The following is an 18,588-nucleotide window of genomic DNA, read 5'->3' on the forward strand; positions in this document are numbered from 1 at the left end:
CTAAGCGTCTAGTTCTGATTTGCGCTTTGCAACAAATTCAGTGAGTTCGGCTAGAACTTGAGCATCCATCTCTGGCTTTTCATACTCTTCTAGCTTCTTCTTCCAAATCTCTTCAGCGCGTGCGCGAGTATCTTTTGCACCAAGGCGCATCCAACGCTCGTAGTTATCGCTATTTGTTAAGAATGGACGATAGAAGCAATCGCGGAAGCGATCCATTGTGTGAGCCGCTCCTAGGAAGTGGCCGCCATGGCCAACTTCAACGTGAGCATCAAATGCAAGGGATGCCTCATTGAATTCAAGTGGAGTGAATTCAGCCATCAATGATTGCAAGATTTCGATATCAACTACGAACTTGTCGTATGAAGAAACTAATCCGCCTTCAAGCCATCCGGCTGTGTGCATTACCCAGTTAGTGCCAGATAAAAATGTTGGCATCATCGTCATCATTGTTTGATACGCAGATTGCGCGTCAACTGTTTGTGATGAGTTCAGGCCGCCACCGCCACGAAATGGCAGGTTAAGCGAACGTGCGATTTGGCCAGTGCAGAGAAGTCCGATTCCGGACTCTGGTGTTCCAAATTGTGGTGAACCAGATTGCATATCAATATTTGAAAGAAATGAACCAAATACAACAGGTGCACCTGGGCGAACAAGTTGAACCAAAGCAATAGCAACAAGTGCTTCTGCCATTTGCTGGGCAAGTGTTGCAGGAATTGTTACAGGGCTCATTGCACCCATCAGTAAGAATGGTGTTGTTACAACAGGCTGACCGGCCAATGCGTATTCGCGCATTGAGTCCAACATACGATCATCCCAGCGAAGTGGAGAGTTGCAGTTAACCAATGAAATAAGCGCTGGAGTCTCCTCGATTGCTGCGCGACCACCATGAATAATTTCGGCCATACGAATAACATCTTTCGCATTTTCGTGAGTTACAACGTTACCCATAAAGAATTTGTCAGTAAGAGTTGCAGCTGCAAATGCCATATCTAAGTGGCGTGAATCAAGTGATAAATCATTTGGTTCTGTTACAACGCCGCCGACAGAATCAAGTGCGTCAAATGATTGTGACAATCGGCAGAAGTTTTCATAATCAGCAAAAGAACCATCACGGCGAACATCGCCTTCACGCACAAATGGTGGGCCATAGACAGCACCGAAAACCATGGAGTCGCCACCAATATGAACATTGTTCTTTGGATTGCGAGCGCGCAGATCAAATTCGCGCGGAGCTTTTGCAACTTGCTTCATTACCCAATCAGGATCGAACTTAACGGTTTCACCAGAGACTTCTTGTCCAGCCTCGCGCAACATGTCCACTGCCCATGGCGATGCGAATTCAATGCCAATTTCAGAGACGATACGACGCCAACCTGCGTGCAGCGTTGCCATGGATTCTTGACTCAATATGTCATAACGCGGCATTTTGTTCTGGAACACGGTGGTGACCTTTCAGATCAGTAAATCTTTCATGGGTAATTCAACTCTATTGTGCGTGGCTCTTGACCGAGTACACGCCACGAGAATACGCTAGGAACATGGAACAAGGGTTCCATATGGTGAAACAGTTTCGGGAGGGCGCAATGGGCAAATCCGAATTAACAACTGGCACGCAAGCAATTGATCGCGCCACTGCGCTGCTCTCTGATGTCTTGCAATCACAGACTCCACCACTTCTTGGTTCACTTGCACGTGCACATGACATTCCTAAATCAACAACATCTCGCATTCTTGGCGCCCTCGAACGCGCCGGACTTGTACAACGCGATCGAAACGGTGCTTTCTTAGCCGGACAAGTTCTTACATCTTTTGCACGCGAACAAAACCAAGATTCTGTTCTAGTCACTCGTATGCGCGCAGTTCTTGAATCACTCTCTGAACAAACTGGTGAGACAGCAAATTTGGCAGTTCCGGGTAATGGTTTCATTAATCTTCTTGACCAGGTTGATGGGCAATATCTATTAGGTGCCACGAACTGGATTGGCAAGCAAGTTCCTTATCACGCATCCGCACTCGGCAAAGTTTTGCTCGCTTACTCTGCCGTGACTATCTCTGCGGGTCGACTAGAGCGCCTAACAGATAAGACAATTACTTCTCGCACACGTTTGCTAGAAGAGTTAGAAGAAGTACGTCGTCGTGGATTTGCAATTATTAGTGATGAATTAGAAGTTGGACTAGTTGCAGTTGCCGCCCCTATCCGCGAACAAGATGGTCGGGTTGTTGGAGCAATATCTGTTTCAGGTCCATCTACTCGCCTGAACAATAAAGAACTTATTCGAATTGGAGATCTCATCGTCTCTGAAATCGATGCAGTACAAGCACGTAGTAAGAAAAAACCCCAGATGCCTAATCAAAAAATAGGAAAGGTCGGCGCAGCATGACACATGACGAGATCATCAAGGCTCTCTTTGATGAAACGATGATTGGCAATGCTCCAGCAGTACTCGAACTCACAAATAAGGCTCTTGCAGAAGGAATGGGACCAGACACCATTTTGTTCGAAGCTCTTATTCCATCTCTAGAAGAAGTTGGCGCACGCTTTGAGCGCGGCGATTACTTCGTTCCAGAAATGCTTATTGCAGGTAAAGCAATGTCAGGTGCATTAAATGTTTTGCGTCCTTTATTGGCAGAAACTGGCGCTGAAACAGTGGGCACATTCCTTATGGGAACAGTTAAAGGCGATGTTCACGATATCGGCAAGAACCTAGTAAATATCATGCTCGAAGGAGCCGGATTTAAGGTTATTGATATCGGCGTGCAGGTTGCTCCTGAGAAATTCATTGCAGCAATTAATGAGCACCAACCAGATATTTTGGGTATGTCAGCATTTCTCACAACAACTATGCCTATGTTTAAAGTCAACATTCACGAGATTACCAAGGCCGGTCTACGCGACAAGGTAATCATCATGGTTGGTGGCGCACCTGTCACACAGGAATATGCCGATGCAGTTGGCGCTGATGGATTTGCATCCGATGCCTCAACAGCGGTTCGCGTTGCTAAGGATTTAATCCAGAAGAAGCGCGCACTTGTAAATGCCTAAACTTTTAAACCTGTTGTTAACTGTTGAACACGGCATGAAAAAGCCCGTGTGGGATTGCACCATGTGCGGACAATGCGTTCTGCACTCAACAGGTATGACGTGTCCTATGACATGTCCGAAAACGCTACGTAATGGTCCATGCGGTGGGGTCCGCGAAGATGGTCATTGCGAAGTTAAGCCAGAGATGAGATGCGTCTGGGTAAAAGCATACGATCGTAAAGTTTCTCTTCCACTACCGACCGTGTGGAAAGAGCATTACAACGATCTGCGCCCGCCAGTTGATATGCAACTCAAAGGCACATCTTCATGGGTTAATTTGATTACAAAGCGCGATCAACAAACGCCCGCGGGTTGGGCTAAGCGCCAAGAAGAAACGCATTCGCACTAATGTCAAAGCTGCGCGATTTATTAACACAAACTAAGGACGTTGTTTATACCGCTGAGTTTCCTGTCATTGATGGCGGCGGTATGGATCAAGTTAAGAAAAATGTAGAACGCCTGGCTCCGTGGTTTGTGGCTGTTAACGCAACCGATAACACCGCAGCACATGCCCACGCCTCAAATGTCTCTGTGGCAATTGCGATGAAGCAACATGGCCTTGAACCAATCATGCAAATTGTCTGCCGCGATAAGAATCGTCTTGCAATTCAAGCCGACATGGCTGGTGCAAATCTGCACGGCATTGAAAACATTGCACTATTAACTGGCGATGACGTTACCGCCGGTGATGAACCAGAGACTCGTCGTGTCTTTGATCTCGATGGACCACAAGCAATTAATGTGGCTTCAATTCTTAATGCTGGTACCTATCTTTCAGGTCGCAAACTCAACCCTGCGCCTAATTTCTTTATCTGTTCCGTTGAAAACCCCTTTGCTCCCCCACACGATTACCGCATCGAGCGCGCACTGAAAAAACACCGTGCGGGTGCTCAGATGATTCAGTTGCAAATCGGATATCACCCAGATCGTCTCGAAAAATTCTGCGCAGGTGTGGCAGCAACTGTTCCGGACTTAGCAATTATTCCTAGCGTTGTTCTGATTAAGAGTGCAAAGCCGCTTAGCTTTATGAACGATAAAGTTCCGGGCATCAGTGTTCCGCAAGATGTTATCGATCGCGTTGCGCAATCATCTGATCAAGCAGAGGCTGCATACCAACTTGCACTAGAACAAGCTCAGCACGCACTTACGTTGCCCGGTGTGCGTGGATTACACATTACAGATTTCCGCCACGACGACACTCTTGAGCGGTTAATGCGCGACCTCGGCCGAACACCAAACCAATACACATAACAGGAGCAATCACATGCATACAGTCGTTCAATCTGCGTCGAAGACCGTCACAATCGGCCACGACCAACCTTTCGTCATTATTGGTGAGCGCATCAACCCAACTGGTCGAAAGAAGTTTCAAGAGTTACTTCGCGCAGGAGATCTCTCAACAATTGCCATAGATGTTGAAGCGCAAATCAAGGGTGGCGCTGACATGCTCGATGTGAACATGGGTGTTCCACTAACAGATGAACCTGCACTTTTGTCTGCAGCAATCAAAATGATTCAAGGAATCACGGACATTCCAATTTGTATTGACTCATCCGTTATCGAAGCGCTTCAAGCAGGACTTGAGGCCTATGAAGGTAAAGCACTTGTTAACTCAATGACTGGCGAAGATGATCGCATGGAGTTAATCCTTCCGCTGATTAAAAAGCACAACGCAGCAATTATTGCTCTGCCAAATGATGAAATTGGTATTCCAGCAACTGCTGCAGAGCGCATTGTTATTACAGAAAAGATTATCCGCGCGGTTGAAAAGCACGGAATTTCATTAGATAACTTAGTAATTGATCCACTTGCAATGACAGTGGGCGCAGATCCAGAAGCTGTAAAGATCACACTTGAAACAATTCACCTCATTCGTGAAAAGTTTGGTTTGAATATGACACTGGGTGCATCAAATATCTCATTTGGTCTTCCAAATCGTCATGCGTTAAACGCCGCATTTCTACCAGCTGCTATGTCACATGGACTAACCTGTGCAGTCATGGATGCCCGCACACCAGCAATTAATGAAGCAGTTCGCGCTGCTGATCTATTGCTTGGTATGGATCAATGGGGCGGAAATTGGATTTCACGCTTTCGTGCACAAGAAGCCGCAAAGGCTGAGGGGTAAATCATTAGCAAAAAAGCTCTCGACCCATCACTTATTCCGGCACATGATGGAACAGGTCGCATCAAGCTGACTTTTCGCGTGCTCGAAAAAGATGGATCAGTTGCTAATGAAAAAGGTTTTACTGTTCCAACAGGTGTGAGCGCATTTGATGCTGCGTCCTGGAACGGAATTGCAATTGATTCAACCTGCGGTGGATATGGCACATGTAAAAAGTGTCGCATTCAAGTTACGACAGGCGATGTAGAACCTTCAAAACTCGATTACAGAGCATTTAGCGAAAGTGAAATCAAAGCTGGATGGCGTCTTGCATGTCTTGTACGCGCAGCAAAAGATGTCACGCTCGATGTTCCACCGCTGACCACTCGCCCAAAGGCTGCAACCGTAGGTGTTGGTCGCCAAGTAATTTTGCGCCCTGCAGTTCAAAAGCGTTACGTCGAATTAGAAGAACCAACACTTCATGATCAGCGCACCGATATCGTCCGTCTTTTCGATGCCATCGATGACATAGAAGCCACAGTCTCTCTGGCCGCTATTCGCAACCTGCCAAAGGTTTTGCGCTCATCGTATTTTAAAGTCACTGCAGTCTTTGTCGATCAGGAACTTATCGATATTGAAGCTGGCGACACAACCGATCTGCGTTATGGCATTGCATATGACTTAGGCACAACAACAGTTGTGGCCACACTTCTTGATCTAAATACCGGTACACCTGTTGCTGTTAAATCAATGCTTAATAAGCAACAACCATTTGGCGCAGATGTGATTACTCGAATTTCAGCCACAATGATGGATGCAACAGCACTTGATCGCTTGCGTGGATTTGCACAACAAACTTTGGCAGAACTCAGCGCTGAAGTATGCGAAGAAGCAGGCGTTGATCCACTAAATGTTTATGAAGTAGCACTAGCTGGGAATGCAACAATGACCCAATTAGCACTGGGTATTGATCCTGAACCACTGGGCGTTGCTCCATTTATTATGGTCAGCGCCTCTTTCCCAGATGTTCAAGCATCAGAACTTGGTATCAATGTTCACCCACGCGCAAAGGCCGTAATCATGCCTTCACTCGGTGCATACGTTGGCGGCGACATTGTTGCTGGTGCGCTTGCATCCGGAATGGATCGCGACAAGCGACTTCGTTTATTCATTGATGTGGGCACAAATTGCGAAATTATTTTAGGAGATGGCGACAAGATTCTTGCAACCGCAGCTCCTGCTGGCCCTGCATTTGAAGCAGCATCCATTAAATGTGGTGTGCGCGCAGCATCTGGCGCCATTGAAACTATCAAAGTAGTCGATGGCGACCTTGAAATAGGAACAATTGAAAATACAAAAGCAATTGGTCTCTGTGGTTCAGGTCTTGTCGATGCGTGTGCATGTTTAGTGCAATTGGGATTACTTGATCACTCTGGTCGATTTGTCACAGCAGAAGCCGCAGCAATTGCCGCGCCAAAGGTTGCACACCGACTTGTTGAACGCGAAGGCGAGCGAGTATTTGTTTTGACATGGGGCGGCGCCGAAGGCGATCTCAATGATTGCGTCTTCTTAACTCAGCGCGATGTGCGCGAACTTCAATTTGCTAAGGCTGCAATTGCAACAGGGTGGGCGCTATTACTTGAAGAGTTCGGCGTAGCCGAAAGTGAAGTACAACAAGTTCTCTTGGCTGGTTCTTTCGGTTCTTATCTCTCTCCCGCATCGGCTGTAAAAATTGGCTTAGTACCGATGCTTCCTGTGATGCGCATTGTTTCTGCAGGTAACGTTGCTGGCGAAGGCGCCAAGATGGTTTTACTTTCAGCACAAGAGCGCAATGGCGCAATGGCGCTACTTGATTCTATTGATTACATCGAATTATCAGATCGCTCGGACTTTAACGATAAATTCGTTGAACGCTTAAGTTTTCCCGCATAAGCCATGTCCGTTGCAGTAATTGCCTGTGGTGCAATTGCTACGCATATTTCGCACATCACTACTTCACATGGTTTAGATGTCACCATCTATCCCCTGCCACCACTGCTGCATAACCAACCAGCAAAAATAGCTGGCGAAGTCGAAAAAACTTATTTAGAAATTAAGGATAAACACTCTAAGTGCGCTGTTGCATACGCGGATTGTGGAACATACGGGGCTCTGGATGCCGTCATTGAAAAACTTGGACTCAAACGCCTTGGTGGAAACCACTGCTATGACATCTTTGCTGGCAAGGAAAAGATTGCAGCGCTTATGGAATCCGATGCTGGCACATATTTTTTAACAGATTTTCTCGTTAAATCATTTCACCGAAGCGTTATCGTCGAACTTGGTTTAGATAAGCGTCCGGATCTGCGTGATGATTACTTCAAGCATTACAACAAAATGATCTGGCTGGCTCAAAACCCGACTTCAGAGTTAACTGTCATGGCTCAGGCTGCAGCAGATTTAATTGGTTTAGAACTTGAAATAGATGTTGTGGGCGAAGGCAGCTTGAAAGAGCAGATTCTAGAATTACTTAACTGATTCCAGTTCCATTGCTTTAAGAACAATTGGATCCAATTTGCTGCGATCTACATCGCTATGTAAACGCTCGCGCATCTCAGGTGTCCAGAACTGCACAATATGGTGTGCCACTTCGATTTCAGGGGCACTAGCTTTTGGAACATTTGCAGCAATCTGATTGGCCATACGAATAATCGAATCTAATTGTGAATCCCCTGCAATATCGTGTGGATGAATAACGGCAGGTCCTTTTTCACTTGGTGAAATTTCAACTGCAGTTACTTTGTACTCAGGGCAGTTTGTGGCCCAATCTGAAATATCAGTTGTAATCACGTTTGCGCCAGATTCTGGGAAGTGAAAGGTTGTATAGACAACGCCTGCAGGTACGGAATCAGTTATACGTGCATGCATAATTGTTTCGCCTACGCGAGAAGAAAGCTTGACCCAAGAACCATCTTTAATGCCACGCATTTCGGCATCTGATTCGTGAATATCTAAAATATCTTCGCTGTGCCAGATGTTATTTGCTGTACGACGAGTTTGTGCACCCACGTTGTACTGGCTCAAGATGCGACCTGTTGTAAGCAGTAATGGGAATTTGCGTGTGGATTTTTCTTCGGTTGCAACATATGGCGTTGGCATGAATTTACCTTCACCGCGAACGAATTCATTGATATGCATTGTTGGTGTGCCTTCAGGGGCTTTTTCATTAACTGGCCACTGCAATGAACCAACACGATCTAAATGTTCAAATGAAACTCCGGCAAATGTCGGTGTGGTTGCGGCAATTTCATCCATGATTTCTGATGCTTGCGCATATGACATGTCATAACCCATGGCGCGAGAAAGATCGCACGTTACTTCAAATTCACTCTTGCCAGTCTTTGAGGCCATAACCGGGCGAACACGATTGATGCGACGCTCGGCATTTGTAAATGTTCCATCTTTTTCTAGAAAAGATGTACCTGGCAAGAAAACGTGGGCAAATTTAGAAGTTTCATTCAGGAACAAATCCTGCACAATGACCATATCCATAGAGCGAAGTGCAGCATGCACGTGTGTTGTGTTTGGATCTGATTGAGCAATATCTTCACCTTGTACGTAAAGACCGCGGAACTTATTACCGAGCGCCGAATCAAACATATTTGGAATACGTAATCCAGGTTCTGGGCGAAGTGTTACGCCCCATTTTTTGTTGAAAATTTCGCGAACATCATCGCGAGAAATATGACGATACCCCGGTAATTCATGTGGAAATGATCCCATGTCACAAGAACCCTGCACATTGTTCTGTCCGCGAAGTGGATTAACTCCAACACCTTTGCGGCCAATGTTTCCGGTCGCCATAGCAAGGTTTGCAATTCCCATCACCATTGTTGAACCTTGGCTGTGCTCTGTTACGCCAAGACCATAATAAATTGAGCCATTAGGAACTGATGCAAATAAACGAGCTGCTTCGCGAATCTTTGCAGCCGGTACGCCAGATGCTGCTTCTAAAAACTCTGGGCTATTTTCTTCAAGGCAAATAAACTTTTCCCACGCAGCAAATGCTTCAAGATCACAACGAGCGTTAACGAATTCGCGATTAATCAATCCTTCTGTGGCAACTACGTGGGCCAATGCGTTAATTACTGCCACGTTTGTGCCCGGCAATAATTGCAGGTGGTAATCCGCTTCGGTGTGAGCAGATTTAACAGTTTCTGTCACACGTGGATCAACGACGATTAGTTTGGCACCGCGGCGAAGCGCTTGTTTCATACGAGAGTTAAATACTGGGTGGGCAGCCGCTGGGTTTGCGCCAATAACCATGATGACATCTGAGAACTCAACGGATTCAAAGTCTTGTGTGCCAGCCGATGTGCCAAAGGTTTGATTGAGTCCATAGCCTGTTGGTGAGTGACATACACGCGCGCAAGTGTCTACGTTGTTATTGCCAAATGCTGCGCGCACCATCTTTTGAACCACAAAAACTTCTTCATTTGTGCAACGAGATGAGGTGATGCCACCGATGGAGTCCACACCGCTTTCAGCCTGAATCTTCTTTAGACCAGCTGCGGCAAATGCGATTGCTTCTTCATAAGAAACTTCTCGCCATTCGTCCGTTATCTTTTCGCGAATCAAAGGTTTTGTAATGCGATCATCGTGAGTGGCATAGCCCCAAGCAAAACGACCCTTCACGCATGAGTGACCAGCATTAGCGCCACCATCTTTGAGCGGAACCATGCGCACAACTTCATCGCCACGCATCTCGGCTTTAAATGTGCATCCAACACCGCAATACGCGCATGTTGTAATGACAGATCGTGTTGGTGCACCGATAGTAAGTAAAGTTTTTTCAGTCAGAGCACCGGTTGGACAAGCCTGAACACATGCACCGCATGAGACACACTCGCTATCAATGAAAGATGTGCCTGATGAAGACACGCGTGCTTCAAAGCCACGGTTCTCAATGGTTAGTGCGAACGTACCCTGCACTTCATCGCACGCACGAACGCATCGATTACAAACAATGCATTCGGTGGAATCAAAAGTGAAGTATGGATTTGTCTCATCTTTTACAAGTCCTAAGTGAGTTTTTCCTTCATAGCGAACCTCTGTTAGTCCAACTTCTTTCGCCATTGCATGCATCTTGCACTCATCGCCAGTTTCGCAATTGGCTGGGTGATCTGACATGTATAGCTCCATGACACCGCGGCGTATTTTCTCCACGCGATCTGTCTTGGTTGAAACCTTCATTCCATCTGCAACTGGAGTAGTACACGATGATGGAGTTCCGTTACGTCCGTCGATTTCAACAACACACAGACGACATGAACCAAATGCTTTTAGGCGATCTGTTGCGCAAAGTTTTGGAATGTTATTGCCGAGCATCGCTGCGGCTCGCATAATTGAAGTCTCTGCAGGAACCGTGACAGATTTTCCATCAATTTCAACTGTTACGTTTTCACTCTTTTTACTTGCAGGAGTACCAAAGTCGGGCTCGATGAGCATTGTCATTTCTTGGCACCTCCCGTGAAATCTTCTGGGAAATTATTCATGGCACTCTTTACAGGAAGCGGAGTAAGTCCGCCCATGGCGCAGAGAGATCCATCTGTCATTACTTCACATAAGTCTAAGAGCAATAACTTGTTAGCGGGAACATCTACGCCTGAAATAATTTTTTCAATGGTTTCAGCGCCTCGTGTTGAGCCTAAACGACACGGTGTGCACTTGCCACAAGATTCAAGAGCGCAGAACTCCATTGCAAACTTTGCTTGCTGCGCAAGATCTACTGAATCATCAAAGAGAACTACTCCGCCGTGACCGAGCATTCCGCCAGCTGCGGCCAACGATTCGTAATCCATTGAGACACCCAGCTGTGATGGATTGAAATAAGCACCGAGTGGGCCACCAATTTGAATTGCACGCAGTGGCTTTCCGCTGAGTGTGCCAGAACCAAATGTGTTTACTAGCGTTTCTAATGTAATTCCGAATGCGGTTTCAATAATTCCACCACGAGCAATGTTTCCGGCTAATTGGAAAACCTGCGTACCAAGGGATCGACCTATGCCACGTGCTGCATAAGCCGCAGCCCCTGATGCCATAATCTCTGGAACACTGGCAAGAGTTAAGACGTTATTAATGATTGTTGGTTTGCCGAATAAGCCTTCGATTGCAGGTAGTGGCGGCTTAGAGCGAACTACTCCACGCTTTCCTTCAAGGCTTTCAAGCATCGCTGTTTCTTCACCGCAGACATAAGAACCTGCGCCGACTCGAACTTCTAAATTAAATGCATGCGCACTTTTCAGAACTGATTTGCCTAGAACACCTGCTGCTTGTGCGATATCAATAGCATCACGTAAGCGCTTAATTGCTGTTGGGTATTCAGAGCGTAGATAAACAAATCCCTCTGTGGCACCCACGGCAACTGCTGCGATCGTCATTCCTTCAATTAATGTAAAAGGATCTGCCTCAATTAAAATGCGATCTGCAAATGTTCCGCTATCTCCTTCATCTGCATTACAACAGATGTATTTTTGATCCGCTTTCGTATCAAGAACTGTCTTCCACTTAATACCAGCTGGAAATCCTGCTCCCCCGCGTCCGCGCAATCCTGATGCAGTAACTTCGGCAACAGTTTCACTTGCGCTCTGAGTTATTGCTCTACGTAAGCCAACTAGGCCGCCATGAGATTCATAATCACTCAGCGATAGCGGATCAATTATTCCAACTCGCTTGTACGTAACGCGATCCTGCTTTGAAAACCATTGAATTTCATCAGTTACACCGAGTGCCAGCGGGTGCGCGCCACCATGTAAGAAATCAGAATCAAAAAGTGATGCAACATCGTCGGGCTGCACGGGACCGTATGCAATGCGCCCTTGGGCAGTTACAACTTCTACAAGAGTTTCAAGCCAGAGGGCGCCACGCGTTCCATTTCGAATAATGGTTACGGCGAGTGAACGTTTGACTGCTTCTTTTGCAATCAGGGCTGCAACTTGATCGGCCCCAATTGATACAGCTGCGCTGTCATTTGGAACATAGACAATCGTGCTCATGCGGTGACCTTCTCAACGCTTGCTCGACCAACTAATTCGCCATCGACCATTGCCGCTGGTCCAAGAGCGCAATTGCCAAAACAGTACGCCGATTTAATTTCCACATCGGTATACGTTTCATCGATTTTCTTGCCGAGTTTTTTCTCAACAGCTGCAACAAGTACGCGCGAACCAACTGCTTGGCACGCCTCCGCTACGCATATTTGAATACAACGAGCAGGCGATGGAGTTGAGCGTAGGTCGTGATAATACGTAAGCACTCCGTGTACATCAGCCCGAGAAACGTTAAATGTTTCAGCAATTAGTGCAACTGCATCCTCATGGACGTATCCAAAACGCTCTTGAATAGATTGCAGCGCAATAAGCACTGGACCTTGAACGTTTTTCAAAGGTGACAACACAACTGTTGCTTCTTTGATACTCCACGTTGGATATGACATATTAGAAAAGACCTACAACCTTGCCATCGACATAATCAATACGTTCAGCCGATGGAACCTTTGGTAATCCAGGCATCGTCATTACTTCACCACAGACCAAGACAATGAATTCGGCTCCAGCGGATAAACGAACTTCGCGGATGTTAAGTGAGTGCCCACTTGGTGCTCCGCGAAGGGCCGCATCGGTTGAAAATGAGTACTGAGTCTTTGCGACACAGATTGGGAAGTGGCCATAGCCGCTCTCCTGTAGTTCTTTGATCTTGTTGCGAACCTTGGCATCTGCTGTGACATCTGCGGCTCCATAGATCTTTGTTGCAACTGCTGTGACTTTGTCCCACAGGGTTGCGCTGTCTTCATAGACAAATGTCATCTTTGATGGCTTCTCGCAGAGTTCGACGACTGCGTGTGCAAGATCTGCAGCGCCTTTACCGCCATCTGCCCAGTGAGTTGCAAGAACAATCTTTACACCCAGTGCTTCAACTTTTTTGCGAAGTAATTCCACTTCTGCCTTCGTATCACTTGTGAAGTGATTAATTGAAACAACTAGTGGCAAGTTATAGACAGTTGTGATGTTCTTGATATGGCGCTCAAGATTAATGATTCCCTTTTCGAGCGCATCAAGATTCTCATCTGTAATGGTTTTTAGGTCTGCACCACCGTGATACTTAAGCGCACGAATAGTCGCTACGAGGACACACGCAGATGGCGCAATACCAGCCTTGCGACACTTAATATCAATAAACTTTTCAGCTCCAAGGTCAGCGCCGAATCCTGCTTCGGTGACAACGTAATCTGCCAACTTAAGAGCAGATGTTGTTGCAACTACTGAGTTGCAGCCGTGTGCAATATTTGCAAATGGGCCACCATGAACAAATGCTGGAGTATTTTCTAGCGTTTGTACCAAGTTTGGTTGGAAAGCATCTTTTAAAATTACAGTCATTGCGCCGTGTGCATTGAGATCACTAGCAAGAACAGGCTTCTTATCGCGTGTGTATGCCACAACGATTTTGCCCATACGCTCTTTTAGATCTTCAATAGATGTTGCAAGACAGAAAATTGCCATGATTTCGGAAGCAACAACGATGTCGAATCCGTCTTGGCGTGGCATACCGTTTCCAACTCCACCCAGGGATGCAACGATTTCACGGAGCGCACGATCATTCATGTCTACTACACGCTTCCATGTAATGCGACGAACATCTACATCTAAAGTATTTCCATGGTGAATATGGTTATCTAAAAGTGCTGCAAGTAAGTTATTTGCAAGTGCTATTGCACTGAAATCTCCAGTGAAGTGAAGATTGATATCTTCCATCGGAACAACTTGCGCGTACCCACCGCCAGCTGCTCCGCCCTTCATTCCAAAGACAGGACCCAGTGATGGTTCGCGAAGAGCAATCAGTGCGTTCTTGCCAATGTGGCGAAGAGCATCTCCGAGACCAACTGTGGTCGTTGTTTTACCTTCTCCTGCTGGTGTTGGACTGATTGCAGTTACTAATACAAGTTTGCTATCACTCTTCTTTGGCAAAGCATCCAAGTACTTCAAAGAGATTTTTGCCTTGTAATGTCCATACGGCTCGAGATGCTCCGCGCCAATTCCTAGGGATGCACCGATTTCTAGAATCGGTTTCATTGTGGCTTTTTGAGCGATTTCGATGTCGGACATGTTTATCCCTTTGCTGCTCGTACTGCGCTGGTTAATGCAGGAAGTACCTGATGCAGATCACCGATGATTGCGTAATCTGCATAGTTAAGAATTGGAGCTTCAGGATCGGTATTGATTACAACAATTGTTTTACTGTTCTTCATTCCAGCAATATGTTGCATTGCACCTGAAATTCCGCATGCAATATAAAGATCTGGAGCGACCTTAGAGCCAGTCTGTCCAACTTGTTCTGCGTGTGGACGCCAACCAGATGCAGTCACAACACGTGAACAACCAACTGTTCCTTCCATTAAGGCTGCGAGCTCTTCTAACTTACTAAAGCCTTCTGGGCCACCAACACCGCGACCACCAGAAATAATTACCTTCGCATCGGTAAGCGTTACGCCGCCGCTCTTGGATTCACCAGAATCGCGGCTGAGTATTCGAACAACCGTGTCACTTGCTTCAAGTGATGGTTGGAATTCAGCAACTGTTGCTGCGCCACCATTTGATGCTTCTGGTTCAACAGAGAATGGAAAGATTGTTGCAATCAGAACAGGGGCGTGAACATTTGCTTCTTCAATAAGGTTGCCCGCCCAACGTGCACGTTGCACAACGTGAGGTGTACCCAGTGTGATGGATGAACAATCAGATGCCATTGGAGCATCTAAAAATGCTGCAAGGTGAGCTAGCTGTTCGTTACCACGTGGGCTACCAGCTGCTAATACAGCGGCAGGATTTAGTTTGCCTACAAGATCTTTAAGTGCACGACCAGATGCTTGTGGGGTGTAATCAGATATGTCAGCGTGATCTGCAACGTGCAAAACTGTTGCGCCAAATTCGCCAACGACGCCAGCTAGGGCAGCGCCATCTTTACCAATGACAACTGCTTCAACGCCTTGTCCAAGGTTGCGTGCCGCAGTGAGTGCGCGCAATGACAATGGATCGAGCTCTCCGCGGTCGTGATCTACTAGTACCAAAATCATGAGAGTGCTCCGATCTTCTTTAGAACTTCTAATAAGGCAGGAACAGCGTCTGCTCCGTTGCCGAGAATTTCTGCTCCAGTTGATTTAGATGGAGCAATTGTTAGATTGAGTTTTTCTAACTTTGGAACACTGGGTGATGCTTTCTTCATATCTACTGGCTTTTTGCGGGCCTGCATACGACCTGGCACAGATGGATAACGAGGAATGTTTAAGCCATCTCGCACAGTAACAATTGCTGGCAAAGGTGCTTCATAGTGTTCGCGTCCTGTTGCAACCACACGTTCACACGATGCGATTCCGTTTTCAATCTTCATCGCCTTTACATTTGTCACGATTGGACGATTGAGTGCATGTGCCACACGTACGTGAATTTGATATCCGGCGCTATCAACTGATTCGGCGCCAAAAATAATGAGATCAAACTTTGTCTCTTCAGCATTGATTGCATCAACTAACGCTGCAGCAGTTGCCTGCGGATCCCACTCTTGTCCATCAGTTTCTAGAAGAACTGCGCGTGTTGCACCAATTGCTAATTGTGCACGCAACTGCTCTTCAGCATCTGATGGTCCAAGTGTGAGCAGAGTGAGCGAACCGCCCATTTGTTCTACGAGTTGAACACCAGCTTCCACGGCGTTTTCTTCGTGAGGACTGATTCCAAAGCCAAGGTGCTTTGTCTCAATATCTTTAGCATCCGGTGTAAGAATTAACTTTCCACCTGCAAGAGGAACTCGCTTTAAACAAACTAAAACATCCATTACGCCAAAATCCTCTCATTTGATGAGTCAAATACAGATGTAGCGCCAACTTCAGCGATTGAACATGGATAGTGCTCACCGAGGTATTCCACGATGAATTTATTACCTGCAACTGCAAGTTCTGTAGGCAAGTAAGACATCAAGATGTGTTTTCCAAGTGATGGCGCAGAACCAGCACTTGTTACATATGAACGACGTCCATGTGAATCAGTAATTGGCTTCTTATCTAAAGTAAGAATTGGTTCGCTGCCCATCATGTATCGCTTTTCACCAGTTGATGATGTGTGATCATCAACAAATAAAGTGCAGAGCATGACAGCTGGTTTTTCGCTGCGATGCTTTATGTGAGCTTGCTTGCCAATAAAGTCTGCTTCTTTTAGTTTTGGAGTCTGCATTCCTGCTTCGACCACTGTGTACTCAGTTTCAAGTTCTGGACCGTATGCGCGGTAGCACTTTTCTAAGCGACCAGTTGTTCCGTAGACACCAATGCCAACAGGAATCATTCCGTGATTCTTACCGGCTTCCCATAGTGCATCCCAGAGAGCAGGACCATCAGCCATTGGTACATAGAATTCCCAACCGAGATCTCCTACGTATGAAATACGAGAGGCAAGAACTTTTACGCCCTTGATATCGATTTCCTTACATGTGCTGAATTTAAATGCTTCATTGCTCATGTCAGCAGATGTAATTTCCTGCACAATCTTTCGAGCATTTGGTCCCCACACGCCAAGAGTTGTGTAATCAGAAGTAATGTCTTTAATCGATGCAGATCCATCGGCTGGCAATAAGTCTGCAAACCACTTCTTATCAGCCATACCGTGAGCACCACCTGTAACCACACGGAAGTGTGATTCGCCAAGGCGCATGATTGTTAAATCTGATTTGAATCCACCATTTGGACCAAGTACAGGCGTATAAACAACTCGACCAATGGCAACATCCATCTGTCGAAGTGCAGCCTTTTGCACAACAGCAAGTGCTGATGGTCCAGTGATATCAAAGTATGCAAAAGCAGTTAGATCAACGATGCCTGCTGTTTCGCGCATTTGTAAGTGCTCTGCATTGATAATTGGTGACCACCAACGTGATTCCCATTCAGCTGTGCGCGGCATAACTTTGTCGCCAAACTTTGCAACAAGATCCTTGTTGCACTCATACCAAAATGGTCGTTCCCATCCTGCTGTCTCATAGAAGACTGCGCCAAGCTTTGCTTCGCGATCGTAATATGGAGAGAGGCGAACCTTACGATTTGATTCGTATTGCTCAAGTGGATGCACAATTCCGTATGTCTTGTTAAATGACTCAGCAACGCGAGCTTTCACGTGCTTGTCATCTTTGTGATGCTCATGGAAGCGAGCGATGTTTGATGCGTGCAGATCAATCTGTGAATCACCTAAAACCATCCACTCTGCAACAGATTTTGCTGTTCCTGGACCTTCTTTAATCCACACAGCCGCAACTGACCACAATCCCTTAACTTCAGGAGTTTCACCCAGGACAGGCATTCCATCTGGTGTGTAAGAAAGGATTCCGTTGCAAGCATACTTTTCACGAACATTTTCATCGCCAACAATTGATGGCATCAATTCATATGAGTGCTCATCTTGGATATCAAAGTCAGCCTGTGTAAATGCAAACTCAGTTGGAGAAAGTGTTGCAGTTGCATTTGATGGCAAATCTTCTGCGTTATAAAGAATTGGTCGGTGTGCATACGAACCGATTTCAAGACCTGTGCCGTGTTGACGCTCATACATGAATGTGTCCATGTCGCGAACGATTGGCCATTCGATATCTCCCTTTGCATCAGCAAAGAATGGAACTGGTCCAATATCTTTCATCTGGTGCACAGCAGGAGTTAATGGAATATGCGCCCCAGCCATGGCTGCAAGCTTTGGTGACCAACAGCCGCATGCGATAACAACGTATTCAGCTTCGATTGTTCCTTGATCTGTCACAACAGCTTTCACGCGACCATTTTCAACCTTGATGTCTTGAACTTCAACGTTTGCAAATGATTGCGCAGCGCCCATTTCAGCAGCCTTTTCGCGCATCAAAGTGCCTGTGCGAAGTGAGTCAACTACGCCCACTGTAGGTTGGTAATAACCACCAAGGATTACCGTTTCATCAATGTATGGAACTAGTTTTTTCACTTCTTCTGGGGAAATAATTCGACCACCATCGACGCCCCATGATTTTGCAGAAGTAATACGACGAGCAAGCTCTTGCATGCGCTCTGGAGTACGTGCTACTTCAATACCACCAGATTCAGTAAATGTCCCAAACTCTTTGTATTGACGCATGCTCTCTGCAGTAATTGCAGTCATTTCCTTTGAGTGATCAACAGGGAAAATAAAGTTAGATGCGTGACCAGTTGAACCACCAGGGTTTGGCAGCGGTCCTTTATCAATCTGAACAATGTCTTTCCATCCAAGCTTTGCAAGGTGATAGACCATGCCGTTGCCGACGATTCCTGCGCCAATAACAAGGCACTTTGCTTTACTAGGTAACTTGCTCATTCTTTTATCCTCGTTCTTTTCTT

At 46.3% G+C, this 18,588-nt stretch carries 15 protein-coding genes; 7 read left to right on the plus strand and 8 right to left on the minus strand.

Annotated features, from left to right (window positions below; all coding sequences use genetic code 11):
* On the minus strand, nucleotides 1-1,440 hold the full coding sequence (locus tag PHILAsVB114_RS04880) for a trimethylamine methyltransferase family protein (RefSeq protein WP_204246769.1): 1,440 nt from the start codon (nucleotides 1,438-1,440) through the stop codon (nucleotides 1-3).
* Between the two features lie 143 nt (nucleotides 1,441-1,583).
* Here PHILAsVB114_RS04880 and PHILAsVB114_RS04885 point away from each other — a divergent pair, with 143 nt between their 5' ends.
* The 7 genes from PHILAsVB114_RS04885 to PHILAsVB114_RS04915 all read left to right on the plus strand — a co-directional run bounded on the left by PHILAsVB114_RS04885 (nucleotide 1,584) and on the right by PHILAsVB114_RS04915 (nucleotide 7,703).
* Nucleotides 1,584-2,381 carry an IclR family transcriptional regulator gene (locus tag PHILAsVB114_RS04885; protein WP_162287118.1) on the plus strand — a complete coding sequence of 266 codons (798 nt, stop codon included), beginning with the start codon at nucleotides 1,584-1,586 and terminating at the stop codon, nucleotides 2,379-2,381.
* Nucleotides 2,378-3,043 carry a cobalamin B12-binding domain-containing protein gene (locus tag PHILAsVB114_RS04890; protein ID WP_095698259.1) on the plus strand — a complete coding sequence of 222 codons (666 nt, stop codon included), beginning with the start codon at nucleotides 2,378-2,380 and terminating at the stop codon, nucleotides 3,041-3,043. The genes PHILAsVB114_RS04885 and PHILAsVB114_RS04890 overlap by 4 nt, the downstream gene beginning before the upstream one ends.
* Nucleotides 3,036-3,431: a methylenetetrahydrofolate reductase C-terminal domain-containing protein gene (locus PHILAsVB114_RS04895; protein WP_095698260.1), complete on the plus strand. Its 396-nt coding sequence runs from the start codon at nucleotides 3,036-3,038 to the stop codon at nucleotides 3,429-3,431. Before PHILAsVB114_RS04890 ends, PHILAsVB114_RS04895 begins: the two co-directional genes overlap by 8 nt.
* The gene (locus tag PHILAsVB114_RS04900) at nucleotides 3,431-4,333 is read left to right on the plus strand and encodes a methylenetetrahydrofolate reductase (RefSeq protein ID WP_095698261.1); all 903 of its coding nucleotides are present in this window, start codon (nucleotides 3,431-3,433) and stop codon (nucleotides 4,331-4,333) included. Before PHILAsVB114_RS04895 ends, PHILAsVB114_RS04900 begins: the two co-directional genes overlap by 1 nt.
* A 13-nt stretch (nucleotides 4,334-4,346) precedes the next feature.
* Entirely contained in the window at nucleotides 4,347-5,210 is an 864-nt protein-coding gene (locus PHILAsVB114_RS04905; RefSeq protein WP_095698262.1) for a dihydropteroate synthase, read from the plus strand.
* A 78-nt stretch (nucleotides 5,211-5,288) separates the two neighbouring features.
* A complete protein-coding gene (locus PHILAsVB114_RS04910) occupies nucleotides 5,289-7,118 on the plus strand; it encodes an ASKHA domain-containing protein (RefSeq protein ID WP_095698263.1) in 1,830 nt (609 codons plus the stop codon).
* Between the two features lie 3 nt (nucleotides 7,119-7,121).
* A complete protein-coding gene (locus PHILAsVB114_RS04915) occupies nucleotides 7,122-7,703 on the plus strand; it encodes a DUF1638 domain-containing protein (protein WP_095698264.1) in 582 nt (193 codons plus the stop codon).
* Here the strand turns inward: PHILAsVB114_RS04915 and fdhF are convergent.
* The 7 genes from fdhF to PHILAsVB114_RS04950 are packed head-to-tail and all read right to left on the minus strand — an operon-like array spanning nucleotide 7,692 to nucleotide 18,565.
* A complete protein-coding gene (gene fdhF / locus PHILAsVB114_RS04920; RefSeq protein ID WP_095698265.1) occupies nucleotides 7,692-10,679 on the minus strand; it encodes a formate dehydrogenase subunit alpha in 2,988 nt (995 codons plus the stop codon). The genes PHILAsVB114_RS04915 and fdhF overlap by 12 nt on opposite strands.
* On the minus strand, nucleotides 10,676-12,220 hold the full coding sequence (locus PHILAsVB114_RS04925; RefSeq protein WP_095698266.1) for a formate dehydrogenase beta subunit: 1,545 nt from the start codon (nucleotides 12,218-12,220) through the stop codon (nucleotides 10,676-10,678). Before PHILAsVB114_RS04925 ends, fdhF begins: the two co-directional genes overlap by 4 nt.
* Nucleotides 12,217-12,660: an NAD(P)H-dependent oxidoreductase subunit E gene (locus PHILAsVB114_RS04930; protein ID WP_095698267.1), complete on the minus strand. Its 444-nt coding sequence runs from the start codon at nucleotides 12,658-12,660 to the stop codon at nucleotides 12,217-12,219. The genes PHILAsVB114_RS04925 and PHILAsVB114_RS04930 overlap by 4 nt, the downstream gene beginning before the upstream one ends.
* 1 nt (nucleotide 12,661) lies before the next feature.
* A complete protein-coding gene (locus tag PHILAsVB114_RS04935; RefSeq protein WP_095698268.1) occupies nucleotides 12,662-14,326 on the minus strand; it encodes a formate--tetrahydrofolate ligase in 1,665 nt (554 codons plus the stop codon).
* Between the two features lie 2 nt (nucleotides 14,327-14,328).
* Nucleotides 14,329-15,291: an electron transfer flavoprotein subunit alpha/FixB family protein gene (locus tag PHILAsVB114_RS04940; RefSeq protein ID WP_095698269.1), complete on the minus strand. Its 963-nt coding sequence runs from the start codon at nucleotides 15,289-15,291 to the stop codon at nucleotides 14,329-14,331.
* Nucleotides 15,288-16,046 carry an electron transfer flavoprotein subunit beta/FixA family protein gene (locus tag PHILAsVB114_RS04945; RefSeq protein ID WP_095698270.1) on the minus strand — a complete coding sequence of 253 codons (759 nt, stop codon included), beginning with the start codon at nucleotides 16,044-16,046 and terminating at the stop codon, nucleotides 15,288-15,290. Before PHILAsVB114_RS04945 ends, PHILAsVB114_RS04940 begins: the two co-directional genes overlap by 4 nt.
* Entirely contained in the window at nucleotides 16,046-18,565 is a 2,520-nt protein-coding gene (locus tag PHILAsVB114_RS04950; protein ID WP_095698271.1) for a GcvT family protein, read from the minus strand. Before PHILAsVB114_RS04950 ends, PHILAsVB114_RS04945 begins: the two co-directional genes overlap by 1 nt.
* Between the last annotated feature and the right edge of the window lie 23 nt (nucleotides 18,566-18,588).

It is taken from the genome of Candidatus Planktophila limnetica (assembly GCF_002288365.1).
Taxonomy (GTDB): domain Bacteria; phylum Actinomycetota; class Actinomycetes; order Nanopelagicales; family Nanopelagicaceae; genus Planktophila; species Planktophila limnetica.